Annotated in this window: 21 protein-coding genes; 13 read left to right on the top strand and 8 right to left on the bottom strand. The window is 66.2% G+C overall.

Translation table 11 applies throughout. The annotated features are described in order from the left end of the window. Positions 1 to 172 precede the first annotated feature (172 nt). From FDY95_RS07915 to FDY95_RS07905, 3 genes are read right to left on the bottom strand one after another with little or no spacing between them, the layout of a single operon-like run. Positions 173 to 1,492 carry an amidohydrolase gene (locus FDY95_RS07915; protein ID WP_138076430.1) on the bottom strand — a complete coding sequence of 440 codons (1,320 nt, stop codon included), beginning with the start codon at positions 1,490 to 1,492 and terminating at the stop codon, positions 173 to 175. Positions 1,493 to 1,552: 60 nt separating this feature from the next. Then, complete coding sequence (locus tag FDY95_RS07910) at positions 1,553 to 1,978, bottom strand: BLUF domain-containing protein (protein ID WP_138076427.1); 426 nt, start codon at positions 1,976 to 1,978, stop codon at positions 1,553 to 1,555. Between the two features lie 43 nt (positions 1,979 to 2,021). Then, a complete protein-coding gene (locus tag FDY95_RS07905; protein ID WP_138076426.1) occupies positions 2,022 to 2,840 on the bottom strand; it encodes a phytanoyl-CoA dioxygenase family protein in 819 nt (272 codons plus the stop codon). Between the two features lie 354 nt (positions 2,841 to 3,194). Between FDY95_RS07905 and FDY95_RS07900 the strand changes: the two genes are divergently transcribed. The 5 genes from FDY95_RS07900 to FDY95_RS07880 all read left to right on the top strand — a co-directional run bounded on the left by FDY95_RS07900 (position 3,195) and on the right by FDY95_RS07880 (position 7,998). Beyond that, positions 3,195 to 3,977: a WG repeat-containing protein gene (locus tag FDY95_RS07900; protein WP_171025584.1), complete on the top strand. Its 783-nt coding sequence runs from the start codon at positions 3,195 to 3,197 to the stop codon at positions 3,975 to 3,977. Positions 3,978 to 4,494: 517 nt separating this feature from the next. Then, on the top strand, positions 4,495 to 4,929 hold the full coding sequence (locus FDY95_RS07895; RefSeq protein WP_138076422.1) for a helix-turn-helix domain-containing protein: 435 nt from the start codon (positions 4,495 to 4,497) through the stop codon (positions 4,927 to 4,929). A 55-nt stretch (positions 4,930 to 4,984) separates the two neighbouring features. After that, positions 4,985 to 5,803 (top strand): energy transducer TonB, encoded by an 819-nt coding sequence (locus tag FDY95_RS07890; protein ID WP_138076420.1) that lies wholly within the window; start codon positions 4,985 to 4,987, stop codon positions 5,801 to 5,803. After that, on the top strand, positions 5,800 to 6,354 hold the full coding sequence (locus FDY95_RS07885) for an energy transducer TonB (protein WP_138076418.1): 555 nt from the start codon (positions 5,800 to 5,802) through the stop codon (positions 6,352 to 6,354). The genes FDY95_RS07890 and FDY95_RS07885 overlap by 4 nt, the downstream gene beginning before the upstream one ends. Before the next feature lie 87 nt (positions 6,355 to 6,441). Beyond that, positions 6,442 to 7,998, top strand: a complete 1,557-nt coding sequence (locus FDY95_RS07880; protein ID WP_171025583.1) for a hydroxymethylglutaryl-CoA reductase — start codon at positions 6,442 to 6,444, stop codon at positions 7,996 to 7,998. Positions 7,999 to 8,194: 196 nt separating this feature from the next. Here the strand turns inward: FDY95_RS07880 and FDY95_RS07875 are convergent, their stop codons facing one another. From FDY95_RS07875 to FDY95_RS07865, 3 genes are all read right to left on the bottom strand, one after another. Beyond that, on the bottom strand, positions 8,195 to 8,722 hold the full coding sequence (locus tag FDY95_RS07875; protein ID WP_138076416.1) for a hypothetical protein: 528 nt from the start codon (positions 8,720 to 8,722) through the stop codon (positions 8,195 to 8,197). A gap of 189 nt (positions 8,723 to 8,911) precedes the next feature. Further along, positions 8,912 to 9,460, bottom strand: a complete 549-nt coding sequence (locus FDY95_RS07870) for a hypothetical protein (protein WP_138076414.1) — start codon at positions 9,458 to 9,460, stop codon at positions 8,912 to 8,914. Between the two features lie 142 nt (positions 9,461 to 9,602). Continuing rightward, complete coding sequence (locus FDY95_RS07865; protein ID WP_138076412.1) at positions 9,603 to 10,808, bottom strand: homogentisate 1,2-dioxygenase; 1,206 nt, start codon at positions 10,806 to 10,808, stop codon at positions 9,603 to 9,605. A 179-nt stretch (positions 10,809 to 10,987) separates the two neighbouring features. Here FDY95_RS07865 and FDY95_RS07860 point away from each other — a divergent pair, with 179 nt between their 5' ends. Further along, positions 10,988 to 11,731: a hypothetical protein gene (locus tag FDY95_RS07860; RefSeq protein WP_138076410.1), complete on the top strand. Its 744-nt coding sequence runs from the start codon at positions 10,988 to 10,990 to the stop codon at positions 11,729 to 11,731. Positions 11,732 to 11,860: 129 nt separating this feature from the next. Here FDY95_RS07860 and FDY95_RS07855 read toward each other — a convergent pair whose 3' ends face one another. Then, entirely contained in the window at positions 11,861 to 13,558 is a 1,698-nt protein-coding gene (locus tag FDY95_RS07855) for a S41 family peptidase (protein ID WP_138076408.1), read from the bottom strand. A gap of 438 nt (positions 13,559 to 13,996) precedes the next feature. Here FDY95_RS07855 and ruvX point away from each other — a divergent pair, with 438 nt between their 5' ends. The 6 genes from ruvX to FDY95_RS07825 all read left to right on the top strand — a co-directional run bounded on the left by ruvX (position 13,997) and on the right by FDY95_RS07825 (position 18,623). Further along, positions 13,997 to 14,416 carry a Holliday junction resolvase RuvX gene (ruvX, locus tag FDY95_RS07850; protein WP_138076406.1) on the top strand — a complete coding sequence of 140 codons (420 nt, stop codon included), beginning with the start codon at positions 13,997 to 13,999 and terminating at the stop codon, positions 14,414 to 14,416. Beyond that, on the top strand, positions 14,413 to 15,000 hold the full coding sequence (gene def, locus FDY95_RS07845; RefSeq protein ID WP_138076404.1) for a peptide deformylase: 588 nt from the start codon (positions 14,413 to 14,415) through the stop codon (positions 14,998 to 15,000). The genes ruvX and def overlap by 4 nt, the downstream gene beginning before the upstream one ends. A gap of 109 nt (positions 15,001 to 15,109) precedes the next feature. After that, positions 15,110 to 15,700, top strand: coding sequence for a hypothetical protein (locus FDY95_RS07840; RefSeq protein ID WP_138076402.1), 591 nt, complete (start codon positions 15,110 to 15,112; stop codon positions 15,698 to 15,700). 170 nt (positions 15,701 to 15,870) lie between these two features. Continuing rightward, positions 15,871 to 16,854, top strand: coding sequence for a zinc dependent phospholipase C family protein (locus FDY95_RS07835; RefSeq protein ID WP_246073962.1), 984 nt, complete (start codon positions 15,871 to 15,873; stop codon positions 16,852 to 16,854). Between the two features lie 52 nt (positions 16,855 to 16,906). After that, on the top strand, positions 16,907 to 18,136 hold the full coding sequence (locus FDY95_RS07830) for an outer membrane beta-barrel protein (protein ID WP_138076400.1): 1,230 nt from the start codon (positions 16,907 to 16,909) through the stop codon (positions 18,134 to 18,136). Between the two features lie 115 nt (positions 18,137 to 18,251). Next, positions 18,252 to 18,623 (top strand): DMT family protein, encoded by a 372-nt coding sequence (locus tag FDY95_RS07825; RefSeq protein WP_138076398.1) that lies wholly within the window; start codon positions 18,252 to 18,254, stop codon positions 18,621 to 18,623. Positions 18,624 to 18,716: 93 nt separating this feature from the next. On the opposite strand, the gene FDY95_RS07820 is transcribed toward FDY95_RS07825, so the two are convergent. Further along, a complete protein-coding gene (locus FDY95_RS07820; protein WP_138076396.1) occupies positions 18,717 to 20,243 on the bottom strand; it encodes a T9SS type A sorting domain-containing protein in 1,527 nt (508 codons plus the stop codon). Positions 20,244 to 20,383: 140 nt separating this feature from the next. On the opposite strand from FDY95_RS07820, the gene FDY95_RS07815 reads away from it, so the two are divergent. Then, on the top strand, positions 20,384 to 22,732 hold the full coding sequence (locus tag FDY95_RS07815) for a patatin-like phospholipase family protein (RefSeq protein ID WP_138076394.1): 2,349 nt from the start codon (positions 20,384 to 20,386) through the stop codon (positions 22,730 to 22,732). Positions 22,733 to 22,757 lie beyond the last annotated feature (25 nt).

Raw genomic sequence — 22,757 nt, 5'->3', positions numbered from 1 at the left:
CCCGCCGGCACCACGGGCGCGGGCTCATTATTTGAACATTTCCGCCAACGCTACGCGGCCCCAATCCACGCGCCGGCGTTGATTTTGCCCGCTGCCACCCGGCCTTACACACAGCCGCGCCGCCGGCTCCTGCTGCGAGGAACCGGCGGCGCGGGCAACGGAAGAGGCGTGCTTAACGGCCGCTATTTCCCAGGTAATCGACGGCCAGCTGCGCGAGGGTGCGCACGCCCAGGTTCAGGCCCGAGTCGTCGACGTAGAAGCCGGCGGTGTGGTGCGGAGCGGTGCGCGCCGGGTCGGTGCCCTGAGGCATGCCGCCGAGGTAGAGAAAGAGGCCGGGCACCTGCTCCTGGTAGCAGCCGAAGTCCTCGGCCCCGGTCACGGCGCGCATTTCCGTCACGTTCGGAATGCCGGCCACGCGGCGCAGGGTGGGCAGCATGCGGGCCGTCAGGGCGGGGTCGTTGTAGGTGAGCGGGGCAGCGGGGCGCACCTCCACCTCGGCGGTGGCGCCGGCGGCTTCGGCCACGTTGGTGGCCACGCGCTTCACGCTCTGGGCCAGCAGCTCGTGGGTTTTGGCGTTGAGGGCGCGCAGGGTGCCCTGCAGCTCCACCTGCTCGGGAATGATGTTGTTGCGCACCCCGCCGTGCACCATGCCCACCGTCACCACGGCCGCGTCGTCGGTGAGCTGCACCTCGCGGCTGACGATGGTTTGCAGGGCCACGATGATCTGGGCGGCGGCCACCACCGGGTCGACGGCCAGCCAGGGGTAGGCGCCGTGGGCCGATTTGCCCTTCACCTTGATCTGAAACACGTCGGCGCTGGCCATCATGCCGCCGGCGCGGTACTTCAGCTGGCCCACCTCGGTCTGGGCGTTGATGTGCAGCCCGAACACGGCGTCGACCCGGGGCTTGTCGAGCACGCCTTCCTTCACCATGAGCCTGGCGCCGCCTTCCTCGCCGGGGGGCGGACCTTCCTCGGAGGGCTGGAAGATGAACTTGACGGTGCCGGGCAGCTCGGCTTTCATCGAAGCCAGCACGTTGGCGGCGCCCAGCAGCATGGCCACGTGGGCGTCGTGGCCGCAGGCGTGCATCACGCCCACTTCCTGGCCGTTGTACTGGGCGCGCTCCTTGGAGGCGAAAGGCACTTTGCGCTCCTCCGTCACGGGCAGCGCGTCCATGTCGGCGCGCAGGGCCACCACGGGGCCGGGCTTGCCGCCGCGCAGCAGGCCCACCACGCCGGTTTTGGCCACGCCGGTCTGCACTTCCAGGCCCAGGCGCCTGAGCTCGGCGGCAATGAGGGCGGCGGTGCGGGTTTCGCGGTTGCCCAGCTCGGGGTGCTCGTGAATGTCGCGGCGCCAGGCTATGACCTGGGCCTCCACGCGGGCCGCGGCGGCCTCGATGCGGCCGTCGGCGGTGGGTTTCTTTTGGGCCCGCAGGGGTGGGGCGGTCAGCAGCCCGCAGGCGAGCAGCAGGGCGGTAGGACGAAGGCGGAGCATACGGGGCCGAAAGGTCGGGCGGCAAGGTACGATGCGCGGCCGGCCGGGCCAACGGGCGCGCTACTCCGGGCGCTCCTCCCGCAAATGCGTGCGCAGCAGCTCTAGCAGCATCACGTCGGCGTGGCTAAGGCCGGTATTGGCCAGGTTTACCTCCTCCGGCGCGAGGTAGCCGTGCACGTAGCGAAACAGATCGGGGTCGAGGGGGCGGAAGGCCATGGCCCAGTCGCCGAAGCTGCGGCCCACCACGGCTTTGTCGGCCAGCTTCACCAGGCTGTGGTGGCGCGCATCCTGCCCGATGTGCTCGTAAAGGGCCGCCAGGGTTAGCTCGTCGCCTTCGAGCAGCTGCAGGAAATGGCCGGGGCCGTAAAACAACATGCCGGTCACGTTCAGCTCCGTGTTGCGGGCCCGGGCACTGGTCAGCAGCGCGCGCAGCTCGGCGTCGGTCAGGGGCTGGGTGGGCGTGCTGAGGTAGATGAGGTGGTGCATAGGGTCAGGGCGGGCGGATAGCCAGCAAGATAGAAACCGAATGTCAACGCAGCCAATCGAGGAAGCGCAGGTACAGCGGGGTGGCGCTGCCGGCGTGGCGGGGCTGCCGCGGCCCGCTGAGAATGGGCACGTAGAGTACCCGGCGCAGTGAAACTTCGCCGGGCGCGGCCGCGCGGGCCACGCGGTGCCAAAGGCGGCCGTCGTGCACGGTCAGGTCGCCGGCTTCGGTTTCCAGGGCCAGCTCGGCCGCGTCGGGGCGGGTATCGAGGAAGTAGCGCTTGCGCCAGAGCAGCCCGGCCAGGCCCTGGCGGTGGGTGCCGGGCAACACCCGCAGCCCCCCGTGGGCGGCGGGGCAGGCGTCGAGGTGCAGGCCCACGTTGAGCATGGCGGCGGGGCGGCGCCCGTCGAACACGTCGCGCAGGGCATCGGTGTGCCAGCCCATCTGGCTGAACCGCGAGCCGGGCGCGTGCCGGTACTGGCCCACCACCAGGCCGTTTTTCTCCTCCACCCCGAGGCGGACGTCGGGCCCGTCGAGCAGGGCGAAGAGGGCCGGCAGGCGTGCATCCTGCAGCCAGCGGGCCAGCCCCGGGCTGTGCTGGGCGGCAAAAGCCAAGCGCTGAATCAAGGGCCGGCCGGCTTCGTCGCGGCCGAACTTGAGCGGAATGCCGTTGACCCGCCGCACGCCCTCGCGCAGCCAGCGGGCCTGCAGCTCGGCTATGGCCGCGCGCAGCGCCCCCACCTCGGCGGGCCCGGCAAAGCCGCGAAAGTGCAGGAAGCCGTGCTGCCGGAAAAACGCCGCCTGCGCGGGCGTCAGGCCGTCGGCGGCGAAGGTGAAGCGCGGATAATCGGCGGAAAGCGACATGAGAGCGGCAGGCAGCGGATACCCGGAAGATACTGCCGCCGTCCCGGAGGTTGGTTGCGGCTCCGCATTTGATGATGAACTGCTTATAGGTCGTCATGTCGAGCGAAGTCGAGACATCTCGCTGGATAGTAATTCTCTCCTTGAGGTTGCCACCGGCCATCAGCACGCGAGATGTCTCGACTTCGCTCGACATGACGGGCTGTTCCGATGCCGTCCAGTGAAGCGGCAGCGAGGCTTCCCCTGCGCGCGGCCCGACGTTCGGCAGTTCACCCGCTCACCTTGCTCCGGCGCGTCGAAATGCGTAATTTCGGAGGCCCTCACTGCTGGGCTCTGCCTCCACCCTACCCCGTCCGCATGATTCGTTTCGCCTGGCTACTGCTGGCTGTGGGCCTGTGGTCCGCCCCCCGGCCCGCCCCCGCCCAGCCCGGGCCGGCGCGGTTGGTGCCCTACCGCAAGGGCGCGCAGTGGGGCTACGCCGACCGCCGCGGCCGCCTGGTGCTGCCCCTGCGCTACGACGAGGCCGGCCCCTTCGTGGATGAAGTGGCCTGGGTGCGCGTGGGCCCGCTCTACGGCTACATCGACGGCGCGGGCAACGCCGTCACGCCGGTGCAGTTCGAGCGGGCGGGCACCTTCCGCGGCGGCCGCGCCCGCGTGAGCCTGCCCGGCGGCGAGGCCTTCGACATCAACAGCAGCGGGCAGCGCCTCACCGCCCCGCCCGAAGTGCTCGAAGAAGACTTCATGGCCCAGGGCGACCCGGTGCGGCAGGGCGGCAAGGTGGGCTTCCGCTTCACGGTGGGCCACGCCGAGGTGCCGCCCGTGTACGACGAGGTGCGCGACCTGTACCACGACGGCCTGCTGCTGGTGCGCCGCGGCCCGAAGTGGGGCGTGGTCGACAACCGGGGCCGCCTGCGCCTGGAGCCGCAGTTCGACGCCATTACGGCCGTGGAGCAGAACGGCTACCAGTTCCCCATCGTGGAGCAGCAGGGCCGCTTCGGCTACCTCGGCGCCGATGGCAAGCTGCTGGTGGCGCCCAAGTACGCCGCCGCCGAGCCCTTCGTAGCCGGCGTGGCCCGCGTGACCACCGCCGCCGGCCAAACGGGCTACATCGACACCGACGGCCGGGAGTACTTCGAGTAGCAGGCCAGCCGCCAGGACCTGACGCGAGCCACCTGCCCCCGCCCAGGTCGGCCAGTGCTCGATGCAGGAGTCCTTTCGCTGCCCCAGTTTTGATACACGCTTCGCTGGTTTATGCGCTTCCACCGACGGTTATACTAGTCAGTCAGCATGTATAAGAGCAGTGATTATCAGTAAGAATACTGCTGCTTGTTTTATACGCTCCCGCACGTGTGGTAATCATACGCAGCCGCCGTCTACACAAGCTTGCACATGTGGCAAGCATACATGACTGCCATCGATAGAGACTCGCACAGGTGCAGACGATACACGATTGCCGCTGATAGAAGCTGGCACATGTGGCAAGCATACACGAAGGCTGTTTTTGGGCGCCTTCATCGACGCGGCCGATACACGACGGGCTGATTGGGCAACCCAGGGGGTCGGAATGGGCGCTGGCCGTGCTTTGGTAGTCAGTCGGGGGCTCTGTATCTTCCCGTTTACCCCGAATTAGCCCCCCGCGGCTGTTCCAGCCATTGCTATGCCCGTTATTCCTGCCGAGCCCACCGGCGTGCCCGTCATCGACGCCCTGGCCGAGCGCATTGCCCGCCGCGACCAGCCCCGCGACACCACCGACCCGCGCCGCTTCGAGCCGGACCGCATCCGCGCCCGCATTGCCGAGGCCCTGCGGCCCCTGGTGCCGGGCCGCAACAGCCGCGGCTACGGCACCATGAGCCACATCTGTTATGCCTTCGTGGAGCGCGAGGCCAGCACCACGGCCCAGCTGGCCGCCGCCGCCGGGGTGCAGCGCATTGCGGCCGGGCACGCCCTGGGCAGCCTAGTGCGCGCTGGGGTGCTCCGCTGGGCCAACGTAGGCACGCACCGCTACTACCGCCTCACCCGCTTCGGCGAGGACTGGCTGCTGGCCCTGGCCCGCTGCGAGACGCCGCCCGCCGCGCCGGCAACGGGGCAGTAGTGGCGGCCAATATTCCGGCTGGTGTGCGCGTTAGCGCTGTCTATTCCCGTCCGTTATGCTACACGAACTGCCCATCACCAATATCCGCCTGCTGGCCTGCCACGAAGACTGGCACCGCATGACGCCCACCGAGCAGGGCCGCCACTGCGCCGCCTGCAACAGGGAAGTCGTGGACTTCACCCAAGCCTCGGCCGCTGAGCTGGTGCAGGCGCGCATCGAATCCGCTGACGGGCGGGTTTGCGGGCGCTTCCGGCCGAACCAGCTGACGAGCGGGCGACCGGTGCGCTTTGGGCTGTGGGCGCGGGCGTTTGCGCTGGCAGCGGCGTTGGTGTTCGGCCAGGGCCTGACGGCCCGCGAAGCCTGGGCGCAGACGCGGAAAGCCACAACGACCAATGCCACGACGCGGCGGCCGGCGGCCCGGCCAACGCGGCGGCCGAAGCCCGTTCCGCTCGCCGGAGTCCCGGATATGGAAATCCAAGTAATAGGTATCAGTATAGACCTACCGGAGCCCATGCTGGAACCAGAACCAAGCCCGGCACAAGAGGCCTCCCGCATTTACGACTACACGGAGCAGATGCCCCAGCCGCCCGGCGGCCCGGAGGGGCTACGGGAGTATCTAGGGAAGAATCTGCGCTACTCCGCCGAAGCCCGGCAGCAGCAGGTTGAAGGCAAGGTATTCGTGCAGTTCGTCGTGCGCCCCGACGGGCAGCTTTCCGATCTGAAGGTTCTCAAAGGCATTGGGGCCGGCTGCGACGAGGAAGCCCTGCGCGTCATCGGCCAGATGCCCGCCTGGACGCCGGGTCGGCAGAATGGGCAGGTCGTGGCGGTGCGCTATACCCTGCCGGTTACGTTCAGCCTGCCGACAAAGAAATGAACACCCCGGGCCAGCCGATGCGCTTATTCGCCATTCTACTCCTGCTGGCCGCGAGTATCGGCTACGCGCAGGCTCAACAGCAACCGGCCAAACGGCGAATCAAGTCCACGCCGTCCAAGTTCGACGGCATTCCCCTCGAAGCCCAGCAGACACCAGTACCGGCTACGCCTATCGATACGTTCGCGGGCCGCCCGGTATACGCCTACGCCGAGCAACAGCCCATGTATCCTGGCGGTGTAGAGCAGATGCAGGCGTTTCTGATGCGCCAGCTGCGCTACCCGCCCCAGTACGCACGTACTACAATCGAAGGCCGCGTATTCGTCAGCTTCATCGTTGACCGTGACGGTCAGATACAGCGCCCAACCATACTTAAGAGTCTAGCCGAATACTGCGACGCGGAAGCCCTGCGCGTGGTGCGGCTCCTGCCCCGATTTACGCCCGGCTACCGGGCCGGTCAGTCGGTAGATGTGCGCTACGTGGTGGCCCTCCGCTTCGATTGCAGCCAGGGCTGGCAATCCGGAAACAAGCCCAAGGGCCGGCGTCGGCAGTAGCATTCCACTCGGAAACCCTTAAACTTATGGCCGGGCCCGCGCCCGTTGCGTACTTTCCCGCGCCACCTTCCGAACTCTATCCCGGCCATGATCTTTTCCCCGAGCCCGATGCTGCTCAAGCTGCTCTACACCCGCGGCAGCCTGCACAACCTCCCCGACCACGGCGGCGTCGCCTTCTCCCTCAAGAACCGCCTCGACACGGTACACCTCACCCGCATCGACTCGGTGCGCGTGGACGGGCGCACGCTCGGGCCCGAATCGATAACGCTGGACCTGGGCGACGGCAACGTGCGCCCGGCCACCGAGCTGGCCGAAAACGGCGGGCTCAACTTCCCGGTGGGCCAGAGCCTGACCGTGCGCCTGCACACCGAGCCGCTGCCCGAGGGCATGCACCCGGTGCACCTGCAGTTTCAGGCCGAGCCCTTCGGGGCGCTGAACGTGGAAGTGGAAGACGCCATCGTGCACGAGGACTCGCGGGTGCGCATTCCGCGCCAGGACCAGGACGACTACTCCGAGGCCGCCATTCAGGCCCGGCAGCGCTTTGCCGAGCAGTTCAGCGGGCAGCAGTTCGAGCACCTCGGCAAGTACTCCTTCGACCCGCACATGCTGCAGGGCAACTGCGAGCATTTCACCGGCGTGGCCCAGATTCCCATCGGGCTGGCCGGGCCGCTGCGCGTGAACGGGGAGCACGCCCAGGGCGACTTCCTCATCCCGATGGCCACCACCGAAGGCACCCTGGTGGCCAGCTACAACCGCGGCATGCAGGTGCTCAACCTCTGCGGCGGGGTGAAGTGCACCGTCATCGGCGACGCGATGCAGCGCGCCCCGGTGTTCGTGTTCGACGACGCCCGCGGCGCCCGCGACTTCGCCAAGTGGATCGAGCAGGAAATCGGGCCCATCCGCACCGAGGCCGAATGCACCTCGCGCGTGGCCAAGCTGCAATACATCGACACCTACCTGGCCAACAAGTTTGCCTACCTGCGCTTCAACTACAGCACCGGCGACGCGGCGGGGCAGAACATGGTGGGCCGGGCCACCTTCGCGGCCTGCTCCTGGATTCTGGAAAACTACAAGGGCGCCCCCATCCGGCACTTCTACCTGGAGTCGAACTTCGCCACTGACAAGAAGGCCTCGCAGATCAACGTGATGCGCACCCGGGGCAAGCGCGTGGTGGCCGAGGCCGTCATCAAGCGCGACATTCTGCAGCAGCGCATGCGCGTGACGCCCGAGCAGCTGGCCTATCACGGGCAGGTGAGCAACGTGGGCGCCTTCCTGAGCGGGGCCAACAACAACGGCGCGCACTCGGCCAACGGCATCACGGCCATGTTCATTGCCACCGGGCAGGACGTGGCCAACGTGTCGGAGTCGTCGGCCGGGGTAATTTACTCGGAGGTGACAGCCGAGAAGGACCTGTACCTGAGCATTACCATTCCCTCGCTCATCGTGGCCACCCACGGCGGCGGCACCGGCCTGGCCACCCAGAACGAGTGCCTGCGCATGCTGAACTGCGTGGGCCGCGGCACCGTCAACAAATTCGCCGAAATCGTGGCCGGCGTGGTACTGGCCGGCGAGTTGAGTCTGGCCTCGGCCATCAGCAGCTCGGACTGGGTCAGCTCGCACGAGCAGTACGGCCGCAACCGGTAACGCAGAGCCCAGGGAACCGTCGACCAGCGTGGCCATCCTGATTCCTCGCGACCCCGCAGATGCACTGGCAGCAACCGAAAACAGCACCGCCCGAACCTGCAGACGCGGGATTCGGGCGGTGCTGTTTTCGGTGGTAGGCTCGTTAGCTAGGGCCCAGCGGCTACGCTGGTCGGCGGTTCTGGCGAGGCACCGCGGCCTACAGCGGGTCGGCGGTGACTTTGAAGCGCGAGTCGGCGCGCACGGTCACGTCCTGGGGCACGTTGCGGCCCACGGTGGCGCGGGTTTTCAGCGTGTACTGGCTGGCCTTGAGGTAGGCGTCGAGCTTGGCCGCGCTGGGTGTGAGCGTGATGGTGCGCTGCCCCTGCGGAATGGAAGTGGCCGAGGCCAGCACGATTTCATCGGCGCCATCGGCGCTGATGCGGATTTCGATGCTCTGCAGGAAGTCGAAGTTCTGCGACGAGGGGTCGGTGATGGTCAGCGTGAGCTTGTCGAGCTTGACGTCCTTCACCAAATCGGCGCGGGTGTCGTTGTTGGCGAAAGTCTGCGAGGAGTTGGTCGTCACGGCTACCGGGGCCAGCTGCGTGGCAATGCCCAGGGGGAAGTTGGACGAGATGCGAATGTTCTGCGAATCCTCCACGTAGAAGGTCAGCAGCTTGTCGACTTTCTTGCAGGCGGCCGCGCCGAGGAGCAGCAGGGCCGTGAACAGAAACAGGACTTTTTTCATGGTCAGAAGAACGAGTGTGGCGCAACATACGCACGCGCCGCACGCAGTGGTTGAACCCTAAAGGCCTCTCGCCGCAGATTCGTTCCAGAGTCCTACGGCACGGAGCTTAAGTGCAGCCCCGCGCCGATTATTGTACTTACACGTTTTCCCGCCCAACGCGCCATTGACAACCGCCGGCCGCCAATCTGCTCAGGGCGTCTGGTGGGCCTGCACCCGGAAGCGCAGCCGCAACTGCAGCCGGGCCACTGCCCACCCTGGCTGGGTCATCTCCACCTGCGGCTTGAGGTAGTATTCCCGGTTGCGCAAATAAGCCAGCAGGGAGGCATTGGTCGGCGTGAGCGTCAGCCGGGTAGCTCCCTGGGGAATGTTCGTCGCGGTAGCCAGCAGAATCTGGTCGTTGCCATTGCCCGACATGATGTAGAAGTTCATCTGCCGCAGAAAGTCAAAGGTCTGGCCCGGCGGGGCGTCTACCGTCAGCGTCGCCTCCGCCAGAGTGGCACTTTGCAGCCGCTCCAGCGACGTTTTATTGCGCCGGCAGGTATCCGCGCAGGCCGACCGTATCCGACTAGTGGCCAGGAACTGCGTCAGGGGGCCGGTGGGAGCGGCGCTGACATCTGCCAAAGCCGTCCACTGGTCGACCACTTCCAGGGCGAGCGTACGGGGCTCGGCTTTTTCTTTCTGGCAGCCCGCGCTTACCAACAGCAACAACAGCAGGCAGAATAAGGTGGTGAGGCGCATAGGCGAAAGGGGCGAAATAGTACCGGACAAAGGTATTCCCGGTGCCGAACGCCGCCACTTGACAATTATCAAGAACGAAGCGGTGCGGCCCCGGCAACCGAATTGCCCGCGCCGCACCGCTTCAAGCTTTTTTGCGCCCACCCTAGTCCATCATGTCGGCCGGTTTGGGGCCGGCGTGCGGGTAGTCGGGGTTCCAGCTCAGGGGGTAGCCGGTGTCCTCGTATTGCAGGGCCGTTTCGGTGAGGTAGAGCGGGCGGAAGGTGTCCACCATTACGGCCAGCTCGTGCGTTTCCTTTTTGCCGATGCTGGCCTCCACGGTGCCCGGGTGCGGGCCGTGCGGCAAGCCTGAAGGGTGCAGGGTGAACGACGCCAGGTCGACGCCGCGGCGCGACATGAAGTTGCCGGCCACGTAGTACAGCACCTCGTCGGAGTCCACATTGGAGTGGTTGTAGGGCGCCGGAATAGCCTGGGGGTGGTAGTCGAACAGGCGCGGCACGAAGGAGCAGATGACGAAGTTATGGGCCTCGAACTGCTGGTGCACGGGTGGCGGCTGGTGAATGCGGCCGGTAATGGGCTCGAAGTCGTGGATGCTGATGGCGTAAGGGAAGAAGAACCCGTCCCAGCCCACCACGTCAAAGGGCGTGTGGGCGTAAATCAGCTCGTGCAGGGCGCCTTCGCGCTTCACCAGCACGCGGTACTCGCCCCGGTCGTCGTCCTCGGTCACCAGCTCGTGGGGCGGGCGGATGTCCCGCTCGCAGTAGGGCGAGTGTTCCAGCAGCTGGCCGAAGTGGTTGCGGTAGCGCCGGCAGGTTTCCACCGGGCTGAACGACTCGATGATGAGCAAGCGCACCGGCCCGTCCTCGAAATGGAACTGGTGAATGATGGTGCGCGGAATGACGATGTAGTCGCCGGGCTCGAAGGCGACCTTGCCCAGCTGGCTCCACAGCTCACCGCGGCCTTCGTGCACGAAGATGACCTCGTCGGCCAGGGCATTTTTGTAGTAGTAGTCCATGCGCCCCGGGGCGGGGTTGCAGATGCTCAGCGTCACGTCGGCATTGCCCATCATGGTCTGGCGGGCGGCCAGGTAGTCGGGGCCGGTGACGGTCTGGGGCAGGGTGCGCAGGTGGGTGGGCTGCAGCGGGCGGTCCTTCAGCAGCTGCGGGGCGTAGGGCCGGGGCGTACCCACGCGCTTGATCTGGGTGGGCGGGTTCCGGTGGTAGAGCAGCGAGGAGACGCCGTGGAAGCCCAGGGTGCCCACCAGCTGCTCGGCGTAGAGCGAGCCGTCGGGCTGGCGGAACTGGGTGTGGCGCTTGCGCGGAATCTGACCGAGGCGGTGGTAATACGGCATAATCAGACGGGAAACGGGGTGGGAATGCGGCCCGCGGGCCGGGGCGGTGAAGGTACGAAAAAGCCGTACCGGCCCGCCACCTGGCCTCTGCGGCGCGGGCTTCACATCATCGTGCGATGGTGCCGCCCGTGGCCAGCCGCTTACTTGCAAGTGGTTTCCGCTCTTTTTCGCTACCGACCATGACGCTGCGCCTGACTGCCCGCTACCTCTTCGTGTTTGCCCTGGCCCTGCTCGTCTTCACCGAGCTGCACGAGCTGGCGCATCTTTCGGTGCTCGGCCTGGTCTGCGGCTCCTTCGGCCCCCGCGACTTCAACCAGTGGCAATCCGGCCCCGCCTGCGCCCATCCCGCGCTGGGCTTCCTCACCAGCGCCGCCGGCCCGCTGTTCTCCTACCTGATGATGTGGCTCGGCGCCACCGCGCTGACTTCCCCGGACCCGAAGCGCCGCGGCCTGGGCTTCTCGCTGCTCTTCGCCAATCTGCCCTTCGCCCGCCTCTTCACCGCGCTGCTGGGTGGCGGCGACGAGCTGACCATCATCCGCACCCTCTGGCCCGACAGCCCGCAGCTCATCCTCTACAAAGCCCTTATGATCCTGCTGGTGGCCGCGCTGTCGGGCCTACCGCTGTGGTGGGCCTACCGCCGCCTCCGCAACCCGCGCCCCTGGCTGTGGCTGCTGGGCTTCGCGCTGGGCCCGATGCTGTTCGAGTTCGGCTACCTGTTCCGGCTGCTGAACGGCGTGCTGAAAGCCGGCGTGCTGGCGCAGCCCTGGGCCCTGGGCACGCCCGCCTTCATCTGGCTGCACACGGCCCTGTGCGCCGCGCTGCTGCTGACCTTTCGCCGCTACCTGCCGCTTATCGACGCGGAAGCCGCCTCGGCCCCACGTGACGTAACCCGGCAGGTAGTCGCATCCGGCGTTGTCGGATGATGCGATAGTGTGAGCCGCAGGGCGAGGTAGTGCACTTTCAGTTGGCGTGGCGCAGCACGGTAGTCGTTTGGGCGTCAGCAACGATACGCGAACTAACAGTTCGCCCTACTCCGCGCTACGATACCCGGCCTACTGCCCGTTCGTCTCGCCCAGGGCCAGCTTGGCATTGGCATCCTGCAAGGACTGCAGGGCCTGAATCAGCTCGTGGTCCTGGTCGCGCAGGATGGCGAAGTAGGCGTCCTTGCCGTAGGCGCTGCGGGCCACCAGGGCTTTGAGCTGGTTGCGCAGGGCGGGCGTGCAGCGGCGCAGGGCCGTCGGGTCCTGCCGGATTTTTTCCTGCGCGGCGCGGGCCGCCAGGGCCTGCAGCTGCACGTCACTCACCTCGAAAGCCTTGCGAAACTGCTCGAACGTGAGCTGCTCCAGCTCCTCGCGGTGGTCCTGGTAGAGCTGCAGGCCGAACTCGCGCACCAGGTTGGCGCCCTGCAGGCGGGCGTAGTAGCGGTTCTGGGCCGAACTGTCGCGGGGCACGAACACGTCGGGCATGATGCCGCCGCCGCCGTACACGCTGCGGCCGTGGGCGGTGCGGAAGCGCAGGTTGGCCGCGAAATGCACGCTGTCGGCGTGAAAGGCCTCGCCGCGGCTGTAGCGCTCTTGCAGGTCCTTGTCGTAGGCGGCCACGCCGTCGCGGTAGGGCTTCTGAATGCAGCGGCCCGAGGGCGTGTAGTAGCGCGCAATGGTCAGGCGCAGCTCCGAACCGTCGCTGAGGGTGATGGGCTGCTGCACCAGGCCCTTGCCGAAGGAGCGGCGGCCCACCACGAGGGCGCGGTCCTGGTCCTGCAAGGCACCGGCCAGTACCTCGGAGGCCGAGGCCGAGCCTTCGTCAACAATGACCACCAGCGGGCCGTCCTCAAACTCGCCGGCCACCCGCGAAAACGTCTGGGTGTCGTACTGGTCGCCCTTGCCGTCGGTGTACACGATTTTGCGCGTGCCGCCGATAAACTCATCGGCAATCTTGGTGGCGCGGTCGAGGTAGCCGCCGGGGTTGCCGCGCAAATCGAGGATAAGCCGGGTCATGCCCTCGCGCCGCAGCCGGCCCAGGCCCTCCTTGAATTCCTCGTAGGTGCCGGCGGCAAAGCGGCTGATTTTGACGTAGCCGGTGGTGCCGTCCGCCAGCAGCGCCGCCACGTCCACCGAGGTGTTCGGAATGCGGTTGCGCGTCATGGCGAAGGTGAGCGGGCGCGTCTGCCCGCGGCGCAGCACCAGCACGCGCACGGTGCTACCGCGCGGCCCGCGCAGCCGCCCGAATACCTGGTCGGTGCTCAGGTGCTGGCCCGATACGCTCTGGCCGTCGACGGCCAGCACCCGGTCGCCGGGCTGCAGGCCGGCCTGCTCGGCGGGGCCGCCGCTGAGCGGGGACACCACCGTCACCGTGTCGCGGAAGAGGTTGAATTCCACGCCCACCCCGTCGTAGTCGCTCTGCAGAAAGGCGGCGGCCTGCTGCTGTTCCTTGGCCGGGATGTAGACGGAGTGCGGGTCCAGCTTCTCCAGCATCCGCTTGATGGCGTAGTCCGACAGCTCCTCGGCGTTGACCGTGTCGACGTATTCGCGGTCCACGTAGCTCAGGATTTCCTTGAACTTAAGGTAGCCCCGGGCCGTGGCGTCGGGGTTCTGGTCGGAAGGCCGGAAGGGGTTCGAGCCCAGCAACACCCCGCTCAACAGGGCCGCGCCCAGCAGCAGGGGCTGCCGCCAGCGCTGCCAGCGACTGCGCGGCACGCGCGCGGCGGCCGGTTCCGGCTGCGAAGCGTCGGGGCGGGGAGCAGGGGTCATCGGCGGCGCGGGCGAGGAGAAGTGGGCGATACGGCGGGGCTGAGGCTCAGAATACTAGTCAAATTTACTTCAACTATTCCGAGACGCTTGGGCTTCGGCCGGGCAGCGAAGTATTTTCAAATAAAAAGCCAACGGCATATTTGAATAGAACAAGCCACTGTCCGCCGGAATCAGCAGCGGCAAAGTTCGGCCGCCGCTTGTTGGGCATCAATCACATATTCCGGCGGCCCCAGCGGCTGGGCCAGAAGGTGGCGTAACCATTCTTTGCGCAGCCATTGTCCTTGTTTCCCCTCTTCCCTCACTCGGTACAACTCCCGCACGGCCAGCCCCCGGCCCTGATCAGCGGCTTCGTTCGGATGCAAGCCGGCCGCCGTATCTTTGCGGGCTGCGACGCCGCATTGGCGCCGCTGGTTTTCCGCCCGTTGTCCCCGCCCGCTTATGCCCCGCCTGCTCGCCATCGATTACGGGAACAAGCGCGTGGGCCTGGCCGTGACGGACCCGCTGCAACTCATTGCCACCCCGCTCGACACCATCCACAGCAAGGATCTGTTCGACTTCGTGAAAAAGTACCACCAGCAGGAAGGCGGGCTGGCGGGCATCGTCGTCGGTATGCCGCGCACGCTGCTGAACGAGGCCACCGACTCCACCTCGGCCGTGGTGGGCGTGGTGCGCAAGCTGCGCCGCGAGCTGCCCGAAGTGCCCGTGCACGAGGTCGACGAGCGGTTTACCTCGCGCATGGCCCACCAAACCATGCGCGACGGCGGCCTGGGCCAAAAGGCCCGCCGCGACAAAGCCCTGGTGGACCGCATCAGCGCCACCATCATTCTGCAATCTTTCCTCGACTCCCGTCCGTTATGATTTACCCCATTGTGGCCTACGGCGACCCGGTGCTCAAAGCCCGCGCCAAGGACATTCCCGCCGACCTTTCGGCCGATGAGCTGCAGAAGCTCATTGCCGACATGTACGATACCATGTACTACGCCCACGGCGTGGGCCTCGCCGCTCCCCAAATCGGCAAGAGCATCCGCCTGTTCGTCATCGACTCGGCCCCCATGACCGAGGACGACGAGGACGACGACGCCCCGGCCGAAGCGGGCGTGAAGCGCGCCTTCATCAACCCGGTGATGGTGAAAGAATCGGGCGAGGAGTGGCCCTTCGAGGAAGGCTGCCTGAGCATTCCGGGCATCCGGGAGCGGGTGTTCCGCCAGCCCGACATCATCATCCGCTACGAGGACGAAAACCGGCAGGTGCGTGAGGAGGGCTTCTCGGGCATGACGGCCCGCGTGATTCAGCACGAGTACGACCACCTGGAGGGCGTGCTGTTTACCGACAAGATTTCGGCCTTCAAAAAGCAGATCATCAAAAGTAAGCTAGCGCGCATCGCGAAAGGCGATGCCAAGGCTGATTACCGCATGCGCTTCGCCGGGCAGCGCGGGCGCTAAAGTCAGATTCGGGCGCTTTTCGGTGTCTCCAAACGGTGGCGGAACCGGGGCAAATACTCAATATTTGTCCCGGCTCCGCCACTTGTTTATTCACCCGTTCTGCCCCGGTATGTTTTCGTCCTGGATTATCCCGCGCCCGTTCCGCCTGTTACCCTCCGCTGCTCTACTGCTCACGCTCGTCGCCTGTATGCGCGAAGGAGTTGAGCCGAAGCGGGTCCTGCCGGAGGCCACCCAAAGCGGCCTGAATACGGCCGGCGCCAAAGTCGACGGCCAAGTGTGGCTGCCCGCCACCGTCATGTTTGCCGGCTCGGCTACCCATGTTGCCTATCAGCGCATCAACGGCCGCCATGAACTCAGGATCAGTTTGCGGCGGGTAACGGACACGGAGGCCGACCCCCTACAGCAAACGAGCATCGGTTTCTACGTGCCCGACATCAGCGCCCCCGGTACAGTGGTTTTCAACCAGAGCGTTGATCCGTACATAATGGTCAACCAGCGGGCCTTTGCGAAGCTCATGTACAGCAAGCCAACGCCTGATCAGGAATTCGTCACGAATTCGGCCATGCACGGCCAGCTTACTGTCACCCGCCTCGATACGGTGGCGCGCATCGTCGCCGGCACATTTGACTTTCAGGCTCAGCAGCGCGGCACTACTGCCACCACCAGCGTAACGGAGGGTCGTTTCGATTTGCGCTACTAACGGCCGGCTACCCGTGTAGTCGGCTGGCCCTGGCACCTGAGTGGCACTACTGGTCCCGCTTCCAGCTCCTGGCCCTACCGCTGTACTTCCTGATTTTCTTACGAAAACGCCCGGCCGAGCCGGGCGTTTTTGCTTTCTTTGGGTAGGCCAATCTGTCCTGCCCGACCCTTATGCTCCGCCGTCCCGTCTTTGCTGGTTTGCTGGCCCTTGCGCTGTGGCTGGCCCCGCCCCGGCCCGATTCCCGCGCCTGGGGCTTTTTCGGGCACCGCAGCATCAACCGGCTGGCCGTGTTTACGCTGCCGCCCGAGATGATAGGCTTTTACAAAGGCCGCATCGAGTACCTGACGGTGCAGGCCACCCGCCCCGACTCGCGGCGCAACGTGGTGGCCGGCGAAGCCCCGCGCCACTTCATCGACTTGGACGTGTACGGCGACTCGGCCGCCTACAAGCTGCCGCGCAACTACGCCGACGCCGTGGCCCGTTTCGGCGAAGACTCGCTGCAGCGCCACGGCATCGTGCCCTGGCACGTGCTGCGCATGAAAAACCAGCTTACGGAGGCCTTCCGCAGCCGCGACGCGGAGCGCATCATCAGCCTCTCGGCCGACATGGGGCACTACATCGCCGATGCCTGCGTGCCGCTGCACACCACCCACAACTACAACGGGCAACTCACCGGGCAGCGCGGCATTCACGGGCTGTGGGAGTCGCGGCTGCCCGAGCTGCTGGCCCAGAACTACGACTTCTTTACCGGCCCGGCGCCCTACATTGCCAAGCCCTCGGACGTCATCTGGGCCACCGTAGCGCGCAGCAGCGCCGCCGTCGACTCGGTCTTGCGCTTCGAGCGGGAGCTGACGCAGAAGATGCCCGAGGACCAGAAGTACGGCTTCGAGGAGCGCGGCCGCGGCACGGTGCGGGTGTACTCGCAGGAGTTTAGCCGCGAGTACCACCAGCGCCTCGGCGGGCAGGTGGAGCGGCAGATGCGCCTGGCCACGCGGCTGGTGGGCGCGTTCTGGTTTACCTGCTGGGTGGATGCCGGCCAGCCCGACCTCAACAACCTGCCCAAGCTCAGCGAAGCGCAGATGCGCGAGCTGGCCCTGCAGGACAAGGAAGAAAAGGCCGCCCCCGCCGTGGAAACCCGCGGCCACGTGGACTAACCCCGGCCTGCTGCTTCCTGTATCTACCTTTCTTCTCTATCCCTTCTAACCCATGCGCTTTTATTCCTTTCCGGGAAAACTCGTCCTTGTTGGCACTACCGCTTTGTTGCTAGCGTCTTCTCCCGATGCCTTTGGGCAGAAAGGCTTTTTCCGCCCCGGCTACGTGGTGCTGGCCACGGCCCCGGCCGACACCTTGCGCGGCGAAGTGGACCTGAACCGCGCCGGGCATACCCAGGCCCAGGTGCAGTTCCGCAGCGGGCAGCAGGCGGCCCGCACGTACGGCCTGCGCGAACTGCTGGCGGCCGGCGACGACAGCGGCCGGCGCTACCGGCGCTGCGAGGTGCCTCAGGGCGAAAACAAGGTGGTGGCCATGCTGCAGGTGCTGGTGGCCGGTCAGGCCAGCCTGTACCAAGACCCCACGGGCAAGCTCCCAGCGACTTTTTACCTTGATAAGCCCGCGCAGGCACCCATGCCGCTCAAGCGCGAGCAGTTCGTGCAGGTGCTGCAAACCTCGTTTGCCGACTGCCCGACGGTCAACACCACGGTGGCGTACATGGGCCGCTACATTTACGAGGCCTCCGAGCTGCGCCGGTACGTAGTCAACTACAACCGCTGCCGCTACCCCTCGGCGCCGGTGCAGAGCGCCTACATTGCCCCGACCAAAAACCAGGTCCTCACCAAGGACTTCGTACGCTGGGGCGTGCAGGTGGGCGTGGCCCGGGTGTCGATATACTACCCCTATTCGGCCCGCGAGACATCCATGACAGCTTCGCTCACGCCCGCCCTCGGGTTGCTGACGACGCTGCCGCTCTCCAACCATTTTGGATTCAGCACGGGCTTCACTTACACCAACTTCCGTTCCGACAACACCTTCGTCCTGCCCGTGGCGGGCACCACTTACATGCGCACCTACCACTATCAGACCAAGGGCGCGCTGGTGCGCTGGCCGCTGGCCATGCGCGTGACGCTGCGCCGGCCCGAAACCGTGTGGCGCCCCTACCTGCAAGGCGGTGTTCAGATGAGCTACTTACTTGGCTCACAGCTCCGGATGCAGACCAGCTACTCCGATCCGAGTACGCCCTTGCCCGGCATGAACTTCACGGAATCTATGGACGGCCTGGGGCGGGGCCTGCTCGGCGAGGCCGGTGTGCTGCTGCGCTACCGCAAGGCGTTGCTGGGAGCCGGGGTCCGGGCCGAATCGACCAACGGCTTCCCGGTGCGGGGCCGCTCCTACCTCAATGACTTCAACCAGCTGACCTTCGCCCTGACGTATTACCGCTAGCAAACGGGCGGCGTATTTTCGGGCCCAGCACCGTTCACGGACCACCGGCCGGCGTCTTTTCGCGTAGCTGCAGATTCAGCGCCTGCGCCGCCCGCTCTTCTAACTCGCCGCCTTCATGAAAGCCACTCTTACCATTGCCCTGCTCTGCGTTTCCAACCTGTTCATGACCTTCGCCTGGTACGGGCACCTGTACTTCAAGAAGCTGCCGTGGTTTGCCAAGACCGGGCTGGTGGGCGTGATACTGCTGAGTTGGGGCCTGGCCTTGTTCGAGTACGCGTTTCAGGTGCCAGCCAACCGCCTCGGCTTCGAGGAAAACGGCGGCCCCTTCAGCCTGTTCCAGCTCAAGGTCATTCAGGAAGTCATTACGCTGACGGTCTTCACCCTGTGCGCGGTGTTCGTATTCAAGTCGGACACGCTGCGCTGGAACCACCTCGTGGGCTTCGGCCTGCTGGTGGCGGCGGTCTACGTGATTTTCCGGAAGTGGTAGGCTGGGCCCATCATTCGTCCGACAACGGGATGTAACAGCAAAAAGCCCGCGCTGCCAAGGCAACGCGGGCTTTTTCGTGAGTCGAAGCAGGTTCTACTGTTGCTTAATGGCCTTGAGCACCTGGCTGCGGCCGTCCACCGTCAGCTGCACCGTGTAAAGGCCGGCGGCCAGCGTAGGCACGGCCAGGGCCAGCTGCTGCGGACCGGCGCCCACCGGCCGGGTTTGCCGGTGCACCACCTGACCCAGGCTGTTGCGCAGCAGCACCGTCACTGCTTGGGCGCGCTGGGCCTCGAAGCGGACCGTCAGTTCAGCGGCGAAGGGGTTTGGGAAGATGGCCGTGCTGGCGGCGGGGCGCACGTCGGCGGCCTTCAGGATGTTGGCGAAGGTGCGCAACGAGCCCCAGGTTTCGGTGCCCGAGCCGGTGGGCAGGTTCACCTTGCGGTAGCCGAGCAGGGTGGTCACGTTGTTATAATAAATGCCCCCGACATCGGTCCGCAGCTCCCCCAAGCCCGCCGCGTAGCTAGCTGAGCCGCCATTATCGAGGATTTCGCCCAGCAGCGTGCTGTCGGCGCTGGGCTGGCACACCTGCCGCATCAGAGTTGTCTGCACCTTGCGGCCGTTGTAGGCAGCAGTACGCACACCAGCCAGGGTGAGCGACTGATAGATAGAGGTCGTTCCGGCTAATGTGTGCGTGAGTTGCGCCAGCCGACTCCCGTCGTTAGCCGTTGCGACCTGACTGTACAGGTACCCGGGGCTAAGCGTGGTACCGGGAGTGTTCTGACAGAACCCATTCGGGGCTGATGGGGAGCCGTAGTTACGCTTGAGCGTGCGGCGCCAGATAGTGTAACGCACCGTGTCGCCGCTGCCACTGAGCGTGCGGGTAAGCACGCTGTCACGCGTCCAGCTTTCGGAGCACAGGCTACCCGTTTGCGTGCCCTCCTGCTTGCTATAACGCAGAAACACGTCGCCGGGCTGAAAGTCGTACATGGCCGCCGGCCCCACGGCGGGCTGGCCCGTCCAGCGGCCGGCCACGCTCAGCGCCGTCAGGGTAAGGCGGCGCGGGCGCTGCCCGTTCAGGTAGCTGCCCAGCGCCGGGCCTTCGACGAAGCCAAACTGCTTGCTTAAGCGCAGCGTCTGCCCGTCGGAAAAGGTAATGGTGGTGATGGAATCGGTGACGCCGAGCACCGTGCCTACGCCGCGGGCGGTGGTACTGGCCGTCAGGCCGGCGGCGGTGGCCGTCCACTGCTGGTTGAGCGGGGCCTGGGTTTTGAGCAGCAGGGTACGGCCGTTGGCGGCGCGCAGCAGGTATTCGTGGCGGTTGAAGCCGATGGTGACGGTGGCCCCAAACAGGCCGTCGGGCCGTATTACGTGCGTCAGATACGTGCACGTCGAAGGTCGGGTGCGCACGCGCACAGCCCGGCCGTTGAAGCGGCCCAGCGAATCGGGCCAGGTCATAGGGCCCGCGTAGTTCAGGCGCACGGTGTGGGTGGTGTCGCCGGCGGTGCCGCTTTCGCTGAACTGGTACACCACGCCCGGCCGCAGCAGGGGGCGGTAAATGGTTTGGGCGCGGGCTCCGGTGGCTAGGCCGATCAGGGCTAGGCAAGCGTACAGGTGCTTCATAAATAACGCGGAAAGTGAATGGAAGAAATACGGCCGCAGATTACGCAGAACGAATCTGATGCGCAAGCCGATGCCGCCGAACAACCCGGCTTCGGGCCCTGCGTACCTAGCGCGTTGCACGCCTGCTTCCCTCCTGCTTTATGACCCGATTTTTCCGCCCCGCGTTGGGCTTACTGCTACTTATTTGTTGCTGCCTGGCCCGACCTGCGCAGGCCCAGAAAGTGGGCCTAGTGCTCAGCGGCGGCGGGGCCAAAGGCCTGGCCCACGTGGGCGTGCTGAAAGTGCTCGAGAAGAACCGCATTCCCATCGACTACATCGTGGGTACGAGCATGGGCGCCATCGTGGGCGGGCTGTACGCGGCCGGCTACTCGCCCAAGGAAATCGAGGAAATTGTCATCAGCCCGCAGTTTCAGGACTGGGTATCGGGCCGCCCGCAGGAGGGCAAGGTGTTCAACTACTACGACGCCAACCCCTCGCCCGCCGCGCTGCACCTGCGCCTGGCCCTCGACTCGACGCTGAAGGCCCGCGTGACGCCCAAGCTCGTCGACGACGTGGCCCTGAACTACGTGCTGGCCACCATGCTGGCCCCGGCCGGCGCCATTTCGGGCTACAATTTCGATAAGCTGCTGGTGCCCTACCGCGCCGTGGCGTCTGAGGTATTCACCCGCGAGCGGGTGGTGCAGCGCAGCGGCTCCCTGTCCGACGCGGTGCGCAACTCCATGGCCTACCCGCTGGCCTTCCGCCCCATTCGCCAGCCCGACGGCCGCTACCTCTTCGACGGGGCCGTGGTCGACAATTTCCCCACCGGGGTGATGCGCGACGAGTTTCACCCCGACGTCATCATCGGCGTGAACGTGGGCGACGTGGCCTTCGGCAAGTACCCCACCGGCAAGGACGACGCGCTGCTCACCGGCACGCTCATCTTCCTCGGCTCGAACGCGGCCGATACGCTGTCGGTGGGCCGCAACGGGGTGTTTATCCAGCCCAACCTGGAGGGCATGACGGCCGGCGACTTTGCCAAAGTGAAGAAATTCATTGCCCTGGGCGAGCAGGCCGCCACCGACAGGCTGCCGCTGGCCCTGCGCCGCATTCAGCGCCGCGAGGATACGCTGGCCCTGCAGCAGCGCCGCCGCGCCTTCACCGAGCGGGCGCCCAAGCCGGAGTTCAAGGAAGTGCGGGTGCAGGGCATTCCGCAGATGCAGCAGAAGTTCGTCACGCGCTTTTTCCGCCGCTCGGGCTCCTCGTACTCGCCTTCAGACATCGAGGAGGGCTACTACCGCCTCGTCAACAACGACTTCTTCAACAACGTGTACCCGCGCGTGCGCTACGACGCCAAGCAGCAGGGTTACGTGCTGAGCGTGGACGCGCGCCAGAACTCCAACTTCACCACCGACCTCGGCGTGCTGCTCACCACCCGCTCGATGAGCAACTTCTACCTGGGCGCGGCCTACCGTTACCTCAACCGCTACCTCTACACCATTCAGGCCGACGCCACCATCGGGCGCTTCTACAACGGGGCCGAGGGCTCGTTCCGCGTCAGCATTCCGGGCCGCGTGCCGCTCTACGTCGAGCCGACCGTCACCTTCAACAACTTCAACTTCCAGGACACCGGCGGGCTGATCGGCAATGGCAAGGCGGCCCAGAACACCGCCCTGCAGCAGCGCGACTTCAAAACCTACGTGCAGGTGGGCTTCAGCCCGAAGTACCGCAGCCGCTACGTGCTCAGCTTCGGGGCTTTCACCAACCGCGACCGGTTTGCCAACGCCGACCAGATCAGCACCGACGCCCAACTGGACCAGAACCGATTCCAGGGCTTCACGGCGGCCCTCGCCTTCCAGCGCAACTCGCTGAACCGCCGCCAGTACGCGACCAAGGGCCGCCGCGCCGAGTTTGGCTTCCGCGGCGTGACGGGCCAGGAAAAGTACGAGCCCGGCTCGACCGCCGAGGGCCTGGCCGGCCGCGAAAAAAACCACCAGTGGCTGAAGGCCAGCCTGTTTACCGAGCAGTATTTCAGCCTCAACAAATCGGACACGGTGGGGGCCCGCACCCACGCCTGGGGCTACATGACGGAGCTGGTGGCCAGCACCCAGGGCACTTTTGCCACGTACCGCTCCACGCTCACCACCTCGCCGGCCTTCCTGCCCCTGCCCGATTCGCGCACCATCTTCCTCGATAACTACCGCGGCACGGCCTACGCCGCCGCCGGCCTGCGCTACGTGAAAGCCGTGGCCGGCACCCTGGAATGGCGCACCGAAGCCTATGCCCACGCCTTCGTGCGGCCCTGGGACCGGCGCCCCGACGACCCGCTGCGGGCCCAGCGCACCAACCTCTTCAGCCGCCCCTACCTCACCCTGATGACCGGCTTCCAGTACCAGACGCCGGTAGGCCCGGCCGCGCTACAGTTCATTCATTACGACGAGAAGGACCACCAGTTCGGCGTTTTCGCCCACATTGGCTACGTGCTCTTCCGCGACCGGTCACTGGATTGAGCTTGGCTCGGTTCGCCCGTTAACT

Source organism: Hymenobacter jeollabukensis, assembly GCF_005771675.1.
Taxonomy (GTDB): Bacteria; Bacteroidota; Bacteroidia; order Cytophagales; family Hymenobacteraceae; genus Solirubrum; species Solirubrum jeollabukense.
Note: the sequence above shows the minus strand (reverse complement) of the source record. Positions and strands in the feature narration are given on the sequence as shown.

Coding starts and splice junctions, on each gene's coding strand:
- FDY95_RS07820 (WP_138076396.1), bottom strand. CDS start 20,243: ATGAAGCACCTGTACGCTTGCCTAGCCCTGATCGGCCTAGCCACCGGA.
- FDY95_RS07875 (WP_138076416.1), bottom strand. CDS start 8,722: ATGAAAAAAGTCCTGTTTCTGTTCACGGCCCTGCTGCTCCTCGGCGCG.
- FDY95_RS07825 (WP_138076398.1), top strand. CDS start 18,252: ATGAAAGCCACTCTTACCATTGCCCTGCTCTGCGTTTCCAACCTGTTC.
- ruvX (WP_138076406.1), top strand. CDS start 13,997: ATGCCCCGCCTGCTCGCCATCGATTACGGGAACAAGCGCGTGGGCCTG.
- FDY95_RS07870 (WP_138076414.1), bottom strand. CDS start 9,460: ATGCGCCTCACCACCTTATTCTGCCTGCTGTTGTTGCTGTTGGTAAGC.
- FDY95_RS07910 (WP_138076427.1), bottom strand. CDS start 1,978: ATGCACCACCTCATCTACCTCAGCACGCCCACCCAGCCCCTGACCGAC.
- FDY95_RS07880 (WP_171025583.1), top strand. CDS start 6,442: ATGATCTTTTCCCCGAGCCCGATGCTGCTCAAGCTGCTCTACACCCGC.
- FDY95_RS07860 (WP_138076410.1), top strand. CDS start 10,988: ATGACGCTGCGCCTGACTGCCCGCTACCTCTTCGTGTTTGCCCTGGCC.
- FDY95_RS07900 (WP_171025584.1), top strand. CDS start 3,195: ATGATTCGTTTCGCCTGGCTACTGCTGGCTGTGGGCCTGTGGTCCGCC.
- FDY95_RS07885 (WP_138076418.1), top strand. CDS start 5,800: ATGAACACCCCGGGCCAGCCGATGCGCTTATTCGCCATTCTACTCCTG.
- FDY95_RS07865 (WP_138076412.1), bottom strand. CDS start 10,808: ATGCCGTATTACCACCGCCTCGGTCAGATTCCGCGCAAGCGCCACACC.
- FDY95_RS07830 (WP_138076400.1), top strand. CDS start 16,907: ATGCGCTTTTATTCCTTTCCGGGAAAACTCGTCCTTGTTGGCACTACC.
- FDY95_RS07815 (WP_138076394.1), top strand. CDS start 20,384: ATGACCCGATTTTTCCGCCCCGCGTTGGGCTTACTGCTACTTATTTGT.
- FDY95_RS07905 (WP_138076426.1), bottom strand. CDS start 2,840: ATGTCGCTTTCCGCCGATTATCCGCGCTTCACCTTCGCCGCCGACGGC.
- FDY95_RS07915 (WP_138076430.1), bottom strand. CDS start 1,492: ATGCTCCGCCTTCGTCCTACCGCCCTGCTGCTCGCCTGCGGGCTGCTG.
- FDY95_RS07835 (WP_246073962.1), top strand. CDS start 15,871: ATGCTCCGCCGTCCCGTCTTTGCTGGTTTGCTGGCCCTTGCGCTGTGG.
- FDY95_RS07855 (WP_138076408.1), bottom strand. CDS start 13,558: ATGACCCCTGCTCCCCGCCCCGACGCTTCGCAGCCGGAACCGGCCGCC.
- FDY95_RS07890 (WP_138076420.1), top strand. CDS start 4,985: ATGCTACACGAACTGCCCATCACCAATATCCGCCTGCTGGCCTGCCAC.
- def (WP_138076404.1), top strand. CDS start 14,413: ATGATTTACCCCATTGTGGCCTACGGCGACCCGGTGCTCAAAGCCCGC.
- FDY95_RS07840 (WP_138076402.1), top strand. CDS start 15,110: ATGTTTTCGTCCTGGATTATCCCGCGCCCGTTCCGCCTGTTACCCTCC.
- FDY95_RS07895 (WP_138076422.1), top strand. CDS start 4,495: ATGCCCGTTATTCCTGCCGAGCCCACCGGCGTGCCCGTCATCGACGCC.